The 14334-nt window shown below is 69.1% G+C and carries 11 protein-coding genes; 5 read left to right on the top strand and 6 right to left on the bottom strand.

The annotated features are described in order from the left end of the window. Positions 1-21: 21 nt before the first annotated feature. Positions 22-816, bottom strand: coding sequence for an EamA family transporter (locus tag ACZ5IK_RS12660; protein ID WP_101606590.1), 795 nt, complete (start codon positions 814-816; stop codon positions 22-24). A 339-nt stretch (positions 817-1155) separates the two neighbouring features. Between ACZ5IK_RS12660 and ACZ5IK_RS12655 the strand changes: the two genes are divergently transcribed. The 3 genes from ACZ5IK_RS12655 to ACZ5IK_RS12645 all read left to right on the top strand — a co-directional run bounded on the left by ACZ5IK_RS12655 (position 1156) and on the right by ACZ5IK_RS12645 (position 2883). Then, positions 1156-1335 carry a DUF7455 domain-containing protein gene (locus ACZ5IK_RS12655; protein WP_016332937.1) on the top strand — a complete coding sequence of 60 codons (180 nt, stop codon included), beginning with the start codon at positions 1156-1158 and terminating at the stop codon, positions 1333-1335. Positions 1336-1439: 104 nt separating this feature from the next. Further along, positions 1440-2303, top strand: coding sequence for an alpha/beta fold hydrolase (locus ACZ5IK_RS12650; RefSeq protein WP_465487819.1), 864 nt, complete (start codon positions 1440-1442; stop codon positions 2301-2303). Beyond that, positions 2284-2883: a TetR/AcrR family transcriptional regulator gene (locus ACZ5IK_RS12645; protein WP_465487818.1), complete on the top strand. Its 600-nt coding sequence runs from the start codon at positions 2284-2286 to the stop codon at positions 2881-2883. Before ACZ5IK_RS12650 ends, ACZ5IK_RS12645 begins: the two co-directional genes overlap by 20 nt. On the opposite strand, the gene ACZ5IK_RS12640 is transcribed toward ACZ5IK_RS12645, so the two are convergent. From ACZ5IK_RS12640 to ACZ5IK_RS12620, 5 genes are all read right to left on the bottom strand, one after another. Next, a complete protein-coding gene (locus tag ACZ5IK_RS12640; protein ID WP_101606588.1) occupies positions 2880-4061 on the bottom strand; it encodes an ROK family transcriptional regulator in 1182 nt (393 codons plus the stop codon). The two genes, ACZ5IK_RS12645 and ACZ5IK_RS12640, sit on opposite strands and share 4 nt — an antisense overlap. Positions 4062-4072: 11 nt before the next feature. Further along, a complete protein-coding gene (locus ACZ5IK_RS12635; RefSeq protein ID WP_465487817.1) occupies positions 4073-5533 on the bottom strand; it encodes a sugar ABC transporter permease in 1461 nt (486 codons plus the stop codon). 17 nt (positions 5534-5550) lie between these two features. After that, entirely contained in the window at positions 5551-6324 is a 774-nt protein-coding gene (locus ACZ5IK_RS12630; RefSeq protein ID WP_101606586.1) for an ATP-binding cassette domain-containing protein, read from the bottom strand. An 87-nt stretch (positions 6325-6411) separates the two neighbouring features. Next, entirely contained in the window at positions 6412-7545 is a 1134-nt protein-coding gene (locus tag ACZ5IK_RS12625) for a sugar ABC transporter substrate-binding protein (RefSeq protein ID WP_465487816.1), read from the bottom strand. Between the two features lie 323 nt (positions 7546-7868). After that, the gene (locus tag ACZ5IK_RS12620) at positions 7869-9623 is read right to left on the bottom strand and encodes a DEAD/DEAH box helicase (RefSeq protein ID WP_465487815.1); all 1755 of its coding nucleotides are present in this window, start codon (positions 9621-9623) and stop codon (positions 7869-7871) included. A 264-nt stretch (positions 9624-9887) separates the two neighbouring features. On the opposite strand from ACZ5IK_RS12620, the gene ACZ5IK_RS12615 reads away from it, so the two are divergent. Both ACZ5IK_RS12615 and ACZ5IK_RS12610 read left to right on the top strand, forming a co-directional pair. Beyond that, on the top strand, positions 9888-11012 hold the full coding sequence (locus ACZ5IK_RS12615; RefSeq protein ID WP_465487814.1) for a YihY/virulence factor BrkB family protein: 1125 nt from the start codon (positions 9888-9890) through the stop codon (positions 11010-11012). Between the two features lie 134 nt (positions 11013-11146). After that, positions 11147-14296, top strand: a complete 3150-nt coding sequence (locus ACZ5IK_RS12610; protein ID WP_465487813.1) for an efflux RND transporter permease subunit — start codon at positions 11147-11149, stop codon at positions 14294-14296. Positions 14297-14334: the final 38 nt, after the last annotated feature.

The following is a 14334-nucleotide window of genomic DNA, read 5'->3' as shown; positions in this document are numbered from 1 at the left end:
ACAGGCTGGTCAGTATCCCGCTCAGAGCGGCGCCGAGCCATCGTCTTTCCTCGGCGAGCGCAGCGCCACCCCGGCGACGACGGCCAGTGTGCCGAGCGCCTCGGGCAGGGCCGGGACCTGCTTGAGCCACAGGAAGCCGACCACGCCCGCCGTGACCGGCAGCAACGCGAGCAGCAGCGCGAACCGCGCCTGCCCGGCCTTGCGCAGGACCACCTGGTCGAGGGCGTACGGCACGACGGTCGAGAGCACGCCCACCCCGATGCCCAGCAGCAGCAGACGTGGCGAACCCCACACCGCGCCGGTGCCGAACGCCAGCGGCGACAGCACCACGGTGCCGACGGCGAACCCGACGGCCAGCCCGTCGATCCCGTTCCCGCCGACCGCCACCCGCTTCCCGAGCAGGATGTACCCGGCCCAGGCAGCGGCCGCGCCCAGCGCGAAGAGCACGCCGAGCAGGCTGCCTTCGAGCCGGACGTCCGCGATGGCGATCACCCCGGCCACCACCAGCAGCAGCGCGAAGACGTCGCGACGGCTCCGCGAACCGAAAGCCGCCACCACGACGGGCCCGGCGAACTCCAGCGCCACCGCGGTGCCGAGGGGCAGCCGCGCGATCGCCTCGTAGAAGAGCACGTTCATCCCGGCGGTGACGATGCCGAACGCGCCCGCGAGCAGGAACGTGCGGCCGGTCCACGCGGAACGGGGTGGCCTGCGCCACGCCAGGAGGACCACGGCGGCACCGAGACAGCGGAGCCATGCCACCCCCGCGGGTGAGGCGACCGAAAAGAGACCTACGGCGACGGCCGCACCGGCGTACATCGAAATTCCGCTGAGAACGAACAAGACCGGAGCCGGCATGGCCGAGAGGCGGCTCCGGACGACTGCGATACCCACCCTCGCATGGTGCCTGACGTGGGAAAAGGCGGTTCGGCGGGGAGTCTTCTCCTACGTTGCGTGATTACGCTACGGCATCCGAGGTAATTACCAGTGACAAATGAGACACCCGCACGGGAACACTTGCGGGTCGCCAAACGTCTGGAAGAGTGGAAGCACGAACACGGCGGGGCCGGGAACGAACGTTTCCGGCATCAGTGCCGAAGTGGTCGTAGCTGGATCGATGGCACCGGGTCACCGGTGCCGGGACGGAGGGAGACTCCAATGACTTCACCGACGCTCACCCGCCCCGAACTGACCGCTGCCGACCGATGCGACCGGTGTGGAGCTGCAGCCCAGGTTCGAGCCATTCTCAGCACCGGTGGCGAGTTGCTCTTCTGTGGTCACCACGCCCGCGCACACGAAACGAAGCTCAAAGAAATGTCCGCGGACATTCAGCGGTAGTCCACCAGTCCACGACCACCGGCGGCCGGCTACTCCCCAGGGAGAGAGCCGGCCGCCCTGTTTTTACTCTAGAAATACATACATACAGAATGTATGTTAGCGGCATGACGACCAGCGACCTCCTGGGCGAGGTGCACGAGGTGGACCTCGGCGCCGCCCGTATCCGCTACCGCGACCGCGGCGAAGGCCCTCCCGTGGTCTTCGTGCACGGACTGCTGACCAACGGCCTGCTCTGGCGCAAGGTGGTCCCCGCGGTCGCGGATGCCGGCTTCCGCTGCCTGACCCCGGACTGGCCGCTGGGCTCGCACGACCTCCCGGTCCCCGGCGCCGACCTGAGCCCGCCCGGGGTCGCCGCGCTCATCGCGCGGTTCCTCGAAGCGCTCGACCTGACCGACGTCACCGTGGTCGCGAACGACACCGGCGGCGCGCTCACGCAACTGCTCATGACCACGGCCCCGGACCGGGTGGGCCGGGTCGTGCTGACGCCGTCGGACTGCTTCGAGCGGTTCCTGCCGCCGATGTTCGCGGCGCTGAGCCCGCTGGCGCGGATCCCCGGCGGCACCTGGTCACTCGTGCAGGTGATGCGGTCACGAGCGCTGCTGAAGGCCACGAACTTCGTCTGGGCGATCAAGCATCCGGCGCCCGGGCACATCCTCGATGCCTACCTGCTGCCCAGCAGGCGGAGCCCGGAGATCCGCGACGACCTGCGCCGCTTCATGGCGGGCATCGACAAGCGCTACACGCTGGCGGCGGCTGAACGGCTGCCCGCGTTCGAGAAGCCGGTGCTGCTGGTCTGGGCGCCCGAGGACCGGCACTTCCCGCTGTGGCTGGGCCGCAAGCTCGCGGATGTCCTGCCGAACGCGGAACTGAAGACGATCGAGGACTCGTACACCTTCGTGCCGGAGGACCAGCCGGAGCGGCTGAGCGGCATGGTGGTGGAATTCCTGCGTGCCCACGCCACGACGTAGCCAGACCGAACGATCGCAGTCGACGCAGACCGCGCTCATCACCGCGGCGCGGACGCTGTTCGCCGATCCGGGTTACGCCGCCGTGCCCGCCGACGAGATCGTCCGGGCCGCGGGTGTCACCCGTGGCGCGCTGTATCACCACTTCGGGGACAAGCAGGGGCTGTTCCGCGCCGTGATCGAGCAGATCGAAACGGAGATCACCGAGGAGCTCCAGGACGTCCTGCGCTCGACGGACGACCCGTGGGCGGCGGCGCTCGGCGCGCTGAGCCGCTTCCTCGACCTGTGCCTGCGGCCCGAGGTGGTGCGGATCTCGCTCACCGACGCCATCTCCGTCCTCGGCTGGCAGGAATGGCGCGAGCTGGAGAACCGGTACGGGCTGGGCCTGATCACCGAGATCCTGGAAGGCGTCGCCGCGGACGGGCGGCTGATCGAGGCGCCGATCCCGGAGCTGGCGCAATTGGTGCTGAGTGCCTGCGCGGAGGCCGCGCTGATGATCGCGCACGCCGAAGACCCCGAAGCGGCGAAGGAGAAGTCCCTCGCCGCTCTGGTGGCCCTGCTCTCCGGTCTTCTGCGGACCTAGACCGTGTCCAGGATCATCTCGAAGGCCGCCTCGGCGGCACCCAGCAGCTTCACGTCGGCACCCAGCGCGGAACTCACGATCTGAGTCCCGCCCACGGCGCGGCTGACGAGACTCCGCCGCCGGACCTCGGCCGCCACCGACCGCACGACCGAATCGGGCAGCACGGTGAGCAGGTCGCCCAGCACCACCAGCTGCGGGCCGAGCAGGTTGACCACGTTCACCAGGCCCAGCGTCAGCCATTCCGCGAACTCCGAGAGCCGCTCTTCGGCCGCGTGCGGGTCCCGGCCCAGTTCCCGCAGCTCGAACAGGATCGCCCCGCGCGGGGTGTCCTCGGGCAGGTCGAGCGCGCGGCACAGCGCGGCCTCGCCGACCTCGGTCTCCCAGCAGCCGCTCGACCCGCAGTAGCAGGGACGGCCGCCCGGACGGATCGCCATGTGCCCGATCTCGCCGACGTACCCGGAGCCGCCGCGCAGCGACGAGCCGTCCGCGATGATCCCTCCCCCGACCCCGACGTCGGCGGAGACGTACACGGCGTCGGAGGAGCCCCGCGCGGCACCGCGCAGGTGTTCGGCGATGGCGCCGAGTTCGGCGTCGTTGCCGACCAGGACGGGGACGCGCAGCACACCGCCGAGCCGTTCCCCGAGCGCCACGTCGGTCCAGCGCAGGTTGGGCGCCTCGTGGACGTGCCCGTCGCCCCGGCGGACGACGCCGGGCACGGACACCCCCACGGCGATCGGCTGCACGCCGAGGTCGCCCGCCAGCATGGTGGTCGACTCGATCACGTGCGTGATCACCTCGTCGGCCTCCCGCATCCGGCCGCGGAGGTTCCAGCTGTTGCGCCCGAGGATCTGGCCGCCGAACCCGACCAGCGCGATCGCCACGTGTTCGACCTGGAGGTCGACCGCGAGCACCACCGCCGCGTGCGGCTGGGGCAGCACCAGGAGCGAGGGGCGGCCTGCCCCTCGTCCCGGCCTGGGGACCCTCTCCTCGACGACGCCCGCTTCCGCGAGGCCGTCGACGAGGGTCTTGATGGTGCTGCGGTTGAGCCCCAGCTCGGTGGCCAGGGTCGCCCTGGTGCTCGGGCCGCTGACGTGCAGCAACCGGAGCAGGGTCGTGCGGTTGTGCCGGCGCACCTCGTCTGGTCGTGCAACGGGTGTGCTGGTCACGGACTTCATCATTCCATGCGGACTCAGCGCGGCGACGCAGCCGCGCGGCGCCGGGACAGCGCGTCCACCGTTGCCGCGAGCAGCAGCACCAGACCGGTGACGATGTTGACCACCGCCGCCGACTGCTTCAGCAGGCCCAGCGCGTTCTCGACGACCGCGAGCACGAGGCCACCGATCACCGCGTCGACGACCCGGCCCTTGCCGCCGAACAGCGACGTACCACCGATGACGGCGGCACCGACCGCGAACAGCAGCGTGTTGAGGCCACCGGCCTGCGGGTCGACCGAACCGACCTTCGACGAGTAGACGATCGCGCCGATCGCCGCCACCGCCGAGCAGATGACGAACACCGAAGCGCGGATCTTCTCGACGTTGATACCGGCGCGGCGGGCCGCTTCCCGGTTGCCGCCGACCGCGTAGATGTGGCGGCCGTACTGCGTGCGGTTGAGCACGTAGGTACCGAGCACCAGCAGGGCGAGCACGATCGGCACGACGTACGGGACACCGGAGATCACGATGTTCGGGTTGGGCGCGCGGTTGATCGTGAGCAGATAGGTCGCGATGGCCGCGACGACCGCGATCGCGCCGACCTTGAACAGCACCATCGGCGTCGGCTGGGTGACCAGGCCCCGTTTCAGCCGCGAGAAGTGCTGGCCCAGTGACACCGCGGCGAACCCACCGGCGGCGACCACGAACAGGATCCAGCTGCCCATCGTGGACAGGTTGCCGTTGGCGACCTTGAACAGCACGTCCGAGGTGCTGATGCCGAGGGTGCCGCCCTCACCGATGAACTGGAGGATGACACCTTGCCAGGCGAGGAAGAGCGCCAGCGTCACGACGAACGACGGCATGCCGATCTTCGAGACGAGGAACCCGGTGAGGACACCGATCGCGCCACCGACGCTGATCGCGAGCACGATCTCGATCCACGGATTGGCCGCCGCTCCCGAGAGCACCAGCGCGATGGCGAGCACGGCGAACCCGACACCCGCCCAGATCCGCAGAATCACCCCGAGCAGACCGGCGATCGCGAGCACCACGAGGAACGTGATGAACACACCGTTCCCCATCCCGCCCAGCAGGTTTCCGTTGCGCACGTAGTGCATCGCGAGGACGGCGGCGGTCACGCCGGACGCGGTGCCCGCGGACAGGTCGATCTCGCCGAGCAGCAGCACGAACACGATGCCCATCGCGATGATCGCCTTGCCGGCGCCCTGCGCCATCAGGTTCGCGATGTTGTTCATCGTCAGGAAGGTGTCCGACAGCGAGGCGAACACGATCACCAGCACGAGCAGGCCGAGCAGCGCGGGCAGCGAACCCAGCTGTCCCGCCTTGAGCCGGGAGAAGTAGTCGCCGATCGCCTCACCCGTTGACATCGATGTCGTGTCGATGCCGAAGTCCGTGATGGCCGCCGACGGGTTGAGCGCGGAAGCCGCCGACTTGCCCCCCTCCGGCGAGGCGGGCTTTGCAGGAGTCTCAGTCATTTCCGGTTCTTTCTCACTCACAGGACGGCGGCTTCGGGGCGGGCAAGGCCGAGGTCGCCGGAGCGGCCGGCGGTGATCAGTTCCACGACCTGGCCGTGGGTGACGTCCTTGGTGTGCACCTCGGCGACGAGACGGCCGAGGTAGAGCACCGCGATGCGGTCGGCGACCTCGAAGACGTCGGCCATGTTGTGGCTGATCAGCACCACTCCGAGGCCCTGTTCCGCGAGGCGGCGGACGAGGTCGAGCACCTGACGGGTCTGCGCGACACCGAGCGCGGCGGTCGGCTCGTCGAGCAGGACGACCTTCGAGTCCCACAGCACGGACTTGGCGATCGCGACGGTCTGCCGCTGCCCACCCGAGAGGGCCGAAACCGGTGTGCGGACGGACTTCACGGTGCGGACCGAAAGCGAGGCCAGTGTCTCGCGCGCGGCCTTCTCCATGCTGGCCTCGTCGAGCAGCCATTTGCTGCCGCGTTCGCGGCCGAGGAACATGTTCTGCACGATGTCGAGGTTCTCGGCGAGGGCGAGGTCCTGGTACACGACCTCGATCCCCAGATCCGCGGCGTCGCGCGGGCCGTGGATGTGCACCTGCTCGCCCTGGAACTTCACCGTGCCCGAGTCGTAGCCGTGGATGCCGGCGATCGACTTGACCAAAGTGGACTTGCCGGCACCGTTGTCGCCGACGAGCGCGGTGACCTCACCGGCGCGCACGTTGAAGTCCACGTCGTGGAGGACGTGGACCGGCCCGAAGCTCTTGTTCAGCTGCTTCAGTTCGAGGATGGGTTCGCTCATGGGGGTTTCTCGAATTCTCCCGGGTGGGAACCGGGCCGGGGCGCGCTGTCGGGAGCACGCCCCGGCCCGGTCGTCTGGATTAACGGGTCAGGAGATGCCGAGCTGCGTGCACGCCGCGGCCAGCTCGCCGCCGCAGATCTCGGCCGCCTTGACGTAGCCCTGCGTCACGACCTCCTTGACACCGTCCTTGGTGGTCAGCTTCGGCTCGAGGAGCACGGACTTGACCTCGCGGTTGCCCTTCGGGTCCTTCGCCTTGCCGGTGGCCAGCGCGTCGGCGCCCGCCTTGTCGCCCTTGGCCAGCAGGACGGCGAGCTTCGCCGCGGCCTCGGCCTCTTCCTTGATGGGCTTGAAAACGGTCATGTACTGGTCGCCGCGCAGGATCGCCATGAGGCCGTCCGCGGTGGCGTCCTGGCCGGTGACCGGGACCTTGCCGTTGAGGCCGTTCTTCTTCAGCACGGTGATGACCGCGCCCGCGAGACCGTCGTTCGCGGCGACGACGCCGTCGACCTTGCCCTTGTTGTCGGTCAGGATCTGCTCGAAGGTCTGACCGCCCTTCTGGTTGTCCCAGTTGTCGATGGCCTGTTCGCGCACGAGCTTGAGGTCGTTGCTGGCGAACTTCGGCTGCAGGACGGACTTCTGGCCGTTGGCGAACAGCGTCGCGTTGTTGTCGGTCGGGGCACCCTCGATCATGACGACCTCGGCGCCCTTCTTGTCCTTCAGCGCGTCGGCGAGGCCCTGGCCCTGGAGCTGGCCGACCTTCTCGTTGTCGAACGAGACGTAGTAGTCGGAGCTGCCGCCGAGGTTCAGGCGGTCGTAGTCGATCGTCGGGATGCCCGCGGCCTGCGCCTTCTTGGCGACGGCCGAGCCGACCTCGCCGTTGATGGCGGCGATGATCAGGACCTTGACGTTCTGCGCGATCATGCCGTCGGCCAGCGTGGTGAACTTCTGGACGTCGCCCTGCGCGTTCTGGACGTCGGCGTCGAAGCCCGCGTCCTTGAGCGCCTTGGTCAGGAACGGCTTGTCGAAGGACTCCCAGCGCGCGGAGGTGGCGGTCTCCGGCAGGATGACACCGACCTTGCCGCCGGCGGCGGCACCGCCCGGAGCCGGGGCGGACTGCGAGGAGTTGCTGCTGCCCGAGTCGGCGGAGTTGGCGCCACAGGCGGAGAGCACCAGGCCGGCGCCCACCGTCGCGGCGAGGAGGGTAAGGGTTCTGCTGCGCATCCTCGTTCCTTCCGGATCTTGCTCGCGGGCGGCGATCCTGGAGGACCGGTCGCACCATCGCGCATATGTTGTGGGCGACAACATATGCCGCCGAACGGGTTTCGCGGAAGACGGCTGAATCGATTAAGCCTCATCAAATGGACACGGTTTGGCAACGTGGCCGTAGCAAGACGTACGAAGTCTAGGTCCGTTGACGGTGTGACCGCCACCACTTGCGCAGCGTAATGTGCGCCGGTCCGCGCGTTCAGTCCCGGACGCAATGAACGGGACTTTCCTTGCAAATTTTGCAAGGAAAGTCCCGTTCATTACACGGGTACGGGGCGCTACCAGGTACGCAGGGTGACGATCCGCTCTTCGAGCTGTTCGACCGTCGCCATCGCGGTCGGCGGGCCGCCGCAGATCCGGCGGAGTTCGTTGTGGATCGCGCCGTGCGGCTTCCGCGTGCGGTGGTGGATCACGCCCACCAGGGCGTTCAGCTCCTTGCGCAGGGCACCGAGCCGCTCGCTGACCGACTGCGGCCGCGCGACCGGCGCCGCCTCTTCGGCCTTGGGCTTCCGGCGCTTCTCGTCCGAGAGCTGCTCCTCCTGCCGCTTCCGCAGCAGGGCGCGGACCTGGTCCGGTTCGAGCAGCCCCGGGAGCCCGAGGTACTCCTGCTCCTCGTCGGAACCGGAGAACACCGCGGTGCCGAAGGAGTTGCCGTCGTAGATGACCTGGTCGAGCTCGGCGGAGGCGCCCAGCGAGGTGAACGCCTTCTCCTCTTCGCCCGGCTCGTCCTCGGTGCGGTTGGCCTGGGCGAGGAGTTCGTCCTCCCAGCCCTCCTTCTCGCGGTGTGGCTTGCCGAGTACGTGGTCGCGCTGCGCCTCCAGCTCGCTGGCCAGTTCCAGCAGCACCGGCACGCTCGGCAGGAAGACCGAGGCCGTCTCGCCCGGTTTGCGCGAGCGCACGTACCGGCCGATGGCCTGCGCGAAGAACAGCGGGGTCGACGCGCTCGTGGCGTAGACGCCGACGGCGAGACGCGGGACGTCGACGCCTTCGGACACCATCCGGACCGCGACCAGCCAGCGGTCGGTCGAGTCGGAGAACTCCTTGATCCGCCCGGACGCCTTGGGGTCGTCGGAGAGGACGACAGTCGGGGTCTGGCCGGAGAGCCGCTCCAGGATCTTGGCGTAGGCGCGCGCGGAGTCCTGGTCGGTGGCGATCACCAGGCCGCCGGCGTCCGGGATGCCATTGGCGCGAAGCTGCGCGAGGCGCGTGTCCGCGGCCTGCAGCACCGCCGGGACCCACTCACCGGCCGGGTCGAGCGCCGTGCGCCAGGCCCGCGCGTTCTGCTCGGCGGTCAGCGGCTCGCCGAGCCGCGCGGTGAACTCCTCCCCCGCGCTCGTGCGCCAGGAGGCTTCGCCGGAGTAGGCGAGGAAGACGACCGGCCGGACCACGCCGTCGGCGAGCGCGTCGGCGTAGCCGTAGGAGTGGTCGGATTTGCTGCGCTGGAAGCCCGAACCGTCGGGCTCGTAGGTGACGAACGGGATCTGCGAGTCGTCACTGCGGAACGGTGTCCCGGTCAGCGCGAGACGGCGGACGGCGGGCGTGAACGCCTCGCGGATCGCGTCACCCCAGGACTTCGCGTCACCGCCGTGGTGGATCTCGTCCAGGATGACCAGGGTCTTGCGGTTCTCGGTGCGCACGCGGTGCAGCGTCGGATGCGCCGCGACCTGCGCGTAGGTCACCGCGACACCTTGGTAGTCGCGTGAGGTGGCACCGGCGCCGTTGCGGAAGTTCGAGTCGATCGCGATCCCCGCGGCCGCCGCCGAGGCGGCCCACTGGTGCTTCAGGTGCTCCGTGGGCGCGACGATGGTGATCGCTTCGATGGTCCGGTCGCTCAGCAGCTCGGCGGCGATCCGGAGACCGAACACCGTCTTGCCCGCGCCCGGCGTCGCGACGGCCAGGAAATCCTTCGGTTTCTTCGTCAGGTACTTCGTCAGCGCGCGGCGCTGCCAGGCACGCAGCGGGCGGGCGGTGCTGTCCTTCGACGCGGGAGGCGCGCCCAGCTCGCCTCGATTGCGCTCAACCGTTTCCGACATGCCGGTTCCCCTCCTCCCTCACCCGAAACCCCTGGTCATCCGCCCTGTCACAAGCGAAAACCCCCACTTTGGTATCCGGCCGCGACGCCGGCGCCTGAGGTGAGGGCACTCCAGTGAGCCTACCTGCCGGGCCCGTGGAACGCCGGAAGCGCCACCCCCGTTGTCGGTTTACTCACCCGAAAACCCAGGGGTGACGAGCCGAATGCCCGGACATGGACCATGCTGGACCCTGTCAAGGGCGCTCGGCGCCGGCGGAGGAGCTGCATGAGCGAGGAGAACGGCCGGAACGAGCCGGCCGCCGAGGTCACGAAGGCCCGCAGGCGCCCGTTGCGCCTACTCAGCCGCACGCTCAACAAGGCCTGGGAAGGCAACATCTTCTCCGAGGCCGCCGAAGCCGCGTTCTGGCAGACGCTGTCGCTGCCGCCGCTGCTGCTCGGACTCCTCGGTTGCCTCGGCTTCGTCGGCGACTGGTTCGGTCAGGAGGTCGTGACCGCGGTCCACGACCGGATCATCACCTTCAGCAAGACGATCTTCAGCGACAACGCCGTCCACGACATCATCGAGCCGACGGTCAACAGCATCCTGTTCGTCGGCAAGGGCGAGATCGTCTCCATCGGATTCCTGATCTCCCTGTGGGCGGGCTCGTCGGCGATGTCGTCGTTCGTCGACGCGATCACCGTGGCGCACGACCAGTACGGCGTCCGCAACGACGTCTGGCAGCGGATCTTCGCGCTGCTGCTGTACCTGGCCGGGCTGGTCATCCTGGTGGTCGGGCTGCCGCTGCTGGCGATCGGCCCGGACCTGCTCCCCCAGTTCTTCCCGAACGACTGGCGGGGCACGGTGTCGTACTGGGTCGGCACGCTGTACTACCCGGTGCTGGCCGTGATGATCGTGCTGGCGCTGACGACGCTGTACAAGCTGTCCCTGCCGCGCAGGCTGCCGTGGCACCGCGGGCTGCCGGGCGCGATGCTCGCCATGGTCGTGTTCCTGCTCTCCAGCATCGGCCTGCGGATCTACCTGAACTGGATCACCCAGACCGGCTACACCTATGGCGCGCTCGCCGCGCCGATCGCGTTCCTGCTGCTGATGTTCTTCATCGGGCTCGCGGTGGTCGGCGGCGCGTACTTCAACAGCGCGATCCAAGAACTGTGGCCCGCCAAGGCGACGAAACGCCAGCGCCGGAAATGGCGGCGGCTGGAGATGGAACGCGCCAGCGAACGGATCCGCGCCGAAGAGGGTCGCAAACTGTGGGAACGCACGACCGTCCCGCTCCGGCGTCCCCGCCAGAACGGCGATTCTCCCGACGGTGACGCCGAACACGCTTCGGAACAATCGGTGAACGAAGAAACGCAGAGCGAAGCCGATCAGGTGACAGAACGGCGAAGTTGACACCGGCCGGGGGATGACCTCATCCCGAAGTCGTACCCCGATTCCACCCGTGGTGTGAATCCAGTCCGCCCTCCGCCATGAAAGGCTCGCGGTAATCCGCACGTTCCCGAGTCGCCTTTCTGGGGGATCCCGTCATGTCCACGCTGGCCAGACTGAGCCTGCGCAACCGAAGTCTCATCGGGCTGCTCGCCCTGGTGGTCATCGGCTTCGGCGCCTTCGCTCTGCCGCAGCTGAAGCAACAGCTGTTCCCGTCTCTGCAGTTCCCGCAGGCGCAGATCATCACGCCGTACGCGGGCGCGTCGCCGGACGCGGTCGACCGTCAGGTCACCGAACCGCTCGAAGGCGGGCTGCAGGGCCTCAAGGGGCTCGAAGAACTGAACTCGACGTCGTCGGAGGGCTTGTCGCGGATCACCGCGCAGTTCGAATTCGGCACGGACATCGACGCGGCCGTCGGGCAGATCCAGCGCGTCGTCGACGGGGTCAAGGCGCGGCTGCCGCAGAACAGCGAACCGACCGTTTCGGCGGGCTCCACCGACGACCTCCCGGTCGTCCTGCTCGCCGCCGGGACCACCGGTGACCCGCAGGCCCTCGCGCCGGCGCTGACCGGGGAGGTCGCGCCGGAGCTGCGCAAGATCGACGGCGTCCGCGAGGTCGAGGTGACCGGTGCGCGGCAGCCGCGGGTCACCATCGCGCTGGACTACGCGAAGCTGGCCGCGGCGGGCGTCGACCCGTCGTCGATCGCCACCACGCTGCAGACCGCCGGTGCCGCCGTCCCGGCCGGGACGCTGACCGAAGGCGACAAGACGCTCACCGTCCAGGTCGGCGGCGGACCGACCACAGTGGACACGATCAAGAACCTTTACCTGACGCCGTCGGCGACGCCGGGATCGCGTCCCGGTGCCCAGGCGCCCAAGCCGGTACCGGTCAAACTAGGCGAGGTCGCGGACGTCCAGGCGGGCTTCGCGCCGCCGACGTCGATCACGCGCACCAACGGCAAGCCGAGCCTCGGGCTCTCGATCACCATGGTGGAGAACGGGAACGCGGTCGCGATCTCGGAATCCGTGCGGGACAAGCTGCCCGAGCTGTCGAAGAAGATCGGCGCCGAGATGAGCGTCGTGTTCGACCAGGGCACCCCGGTCAAGGACGCGATCAGCGGGCTGACCACCGAAGGCCTGCTGGGCCTGGCTTTCGCGGTCATCGTGATCCTGCTGTTCCTGATGTCGCTGCGGTCCACGCTCGTGACGGCGGTGTCGATCCCGCTCTCGGTGGTCGTGGCGCTGCTCGCGCTGTGGACCGGTGATCTGTCGCTGAACCTGCTCACCCTCGGCGCGCTCACCATCGCCATCGGCCGGGTCGTCGACGACTCGATCGTGGTGTTGGAGAACATCAAACGACATCTGGCGTACGGCGAGGAGAAGGAGCGCGCGGTCCTCGACGGCGTGCGCGAGGTGGCGGGCGCGGTGACCTCGTCGACGCTCACCACGGTCGCGGTGTTCCTGCCCATCGCCTTCGTCGGCGGTTTCGTCGGCGAGCTGTTCTCGCCGTTCGCGATCACCGTCACCGTGGCGCTGCTGGCGTCGCTGCTGGTCTCGCTGACGATCGTGCCGGTGCTGGCGTACTGGTTCCTCAAGCCGCCGAAGACCCCCGCGAACGAGCACGAAGCCGAGCTCACGCGGCAGGCGGCCGAGGACAAGGAACGCCGCGGGCTGCTGCAGCGCGGATACGTGCCGGTGATCAAGTTCGCTACCCGTCGCCGCGTCACCGTGGTGCTGCTGGCGCTGATCATCTTCGGTGGCACGGTCGGGCTCGCGTCGCAGCTGAACACGAACTTCCTCGACCAGTCCGGCTCGACGACACTGAGCCTTTCGCAGAAGCTGCCGCCCGGCACCAGTCCCGAGGCCAAGGAGAAGGCCGCGGGCGCGGTGGAGCAGGCGCTCGCCGCCGAACCCGCCGTCGAGACCTATCAGGTGAGCATCGGCGGAGGCAACTTCTTCGGCGGTGGCGGGACGGCCACCAACATCCAGGTCACCGTCGCCAAGGACACCGACGTCGAGGCGCTCTCGGATCGCTTGCGGGGCAAGCTGAGCGCGCCGGAACTCGGCGAGGTCAAGGTCGGCGCCGAAGCGGGCGGCTTCAACTCCGACGGCGTCTCGATCACCGTCACCGCTCCCGACGAAGCCTCGCTGAAGCCCGCCGCCGAGCAGGTCCGCCAGGCCCTGACCGGGGTGCCGGACCTGACCGAGGTGACCAGTGACCTCGCGCAGGGCTCGCCGCGCGTGCAGGTCGAGGTCGACGCCGCCAAGGCCGCCGCGAGCGGGCTTTCGGCGACGACGATCGGCCAGATCGCGAACCAGGCGATCGCCGGCCGCACGGTGACCCAGTTGCCGGTGGACGGCGAGCGCACGGACATCGTGCTGCGCGCCGGCTCGGCCCCGGTGTCGGTGGAAGCGGTCAAGGCGCTGCCGATCCCGAGCGCGACGGGCGTCGTCCGGCTCGACTCCGTCGCGAATGTGTCCACTGTGGACGGCCCGGCCGCGGTGCACCGCACCTCGGGCGAGCTGAGCACCACGGTCACCGCCAAGAACACCGGCGCGGACCTGGCCGCCACCACGAAGGCCATTCAGTCCAAATTGGACGGCCTGACCTTCACCGGCGGCGCGGCGTACAAGCTCGGCGGTGTCAGCGAGGACCAGCAGGAAGCCTTCGGGAACCTGTTCCTCGCGCTGCTGGCCGCGGTCGCGATCGTGTACCTGATCATGGTGGCGACGTTCCGCAGCCTGCTCCAGCCGCTGATCCTGCTGGTGTCGATCCCGTTCGCGGCGACCGGCGCGATCGGGCTGCTGCTGGCCACCGGTACCGCGCTGGGCCTGCCCGCGCTGATCGGGATGCTGATGCTCGTCGGCATCGTGGTGACCAACGCGATCGTGCTGATCGACCTGATCAACCAGTACCGGGCTTCGGGGATGAGCGTGTCCGAAGCGGTGATCGAGGGCGGCAGGCGACGGCTGCGGCCGATCCTGATGACCGCCGCGGCGACCATCTTCGCGCTGGTCCCGATGGCGCTCGGACTGACCGGTCAGGGTGGGTTCATCGGGCAGCCGCTGGCGATCGTGGTGATCGGCGGGCTGGTCAGTTCGACCCTGCTGACGCTGATCCTGGTGCCGACGCTCTACACGACGGTCGAGACGCGGAAAGAGAAGCGCCGCGCGAAGAAGGACGCGAAGCGGCGACGTCACACGGAAGCCCCGGCCTCCGAGACGCTGACGCCCGAGCCGACTTCGTAGGTCTGGGGGACGGGGGAGGAAGGCACGCCGGGCCGGTG

Source organism: Amycolatopsis sp. NPDC031561 (genome assembly GCF_055580625.1).
Note: the sequence above shows the minus strand (reverse complement) of the source record. Positions and strands in the feature narration are given on the sequence as shown.

Excerpts from the sequence above, each read along its gene's own strand:
- ACZ5IK_RS12660 (WP_101606590.1), bottom strand. The coding sequence starts at position 816 with ATGTACGCCGGTGCGGCCGTCGCCGTAGGTCTCTTTTCGGTCGCCTCA.
- ACZ5IK_RS12655 (WP_016332937.1), top strand. The coding sequence starts at position 1,156 with ATGACTTCACCGACGCTCACCCGCCCCGAACTGACCGCTGCCGACCGA.
- ACZ5IK_RS12650 (WP_465487819.1), top strand. The coding sequence starts at position 1,440 with ATGACGACCAGCGACCTCCTGGGCGAGGTGCACGAGGTGGACCTCGGC.
- ACZ5IK_RS12640 (WP_101606588.1), bottom strand. The coding sequence starts at position 4,061 with ATGATGAAGTCCGTGACCAGCACACCCGTTGCACGACCAGACGAGGTG.
- ACZ5IK_RS12635 (WP_465487817.1), bottom strand. The coding sequence starts at position 5,533 with ATGACTGAGACTCCTGCAAAGCCCGCCTCGCCGGAGGGGGGCAAGTCG.
- ACZ5IK_RS12630 (WP_101606586.1), bottom strand. The coding sequence starts at position 6,324 with ATGAGCGAACCCATCCTCGAACTGAAGCAGCTGAACAAGAGCTTCGGG.
- ACZ5IK_RS12625 (WP_465487816.1), bottom strand. The coding sequence starts at position 7,545 with ATGCGCAGCAGAACCCTTACCCTCCTCGCCGCGACGGTGGGCGCCGGC.
- ACZ5IK_RS12620 (WP_465487815.1), bottom strand. The coding sequence starts at position 9,623 with ATGTCGGAAACGGTTGAGCGCAATCGAGGCGAGCTGGGCGCGCCTCCC.
- ACZ5IK_RS12615 (WP_465487814.1), top strand. The coding sequence starts at position 9,888 with ATGAGCGAGGAGAACGGCCGGAACGAGCCGGCCGCCGAGGTCACGAAG.
- ACZ5IK_RS12610 (WP_465487813.1), top strand. The coding sequence starts at position 11,147 with ATGTCCACGCTGGCCAGACTGAGCCTGCGCAACCGAAGTCTCATCGGG.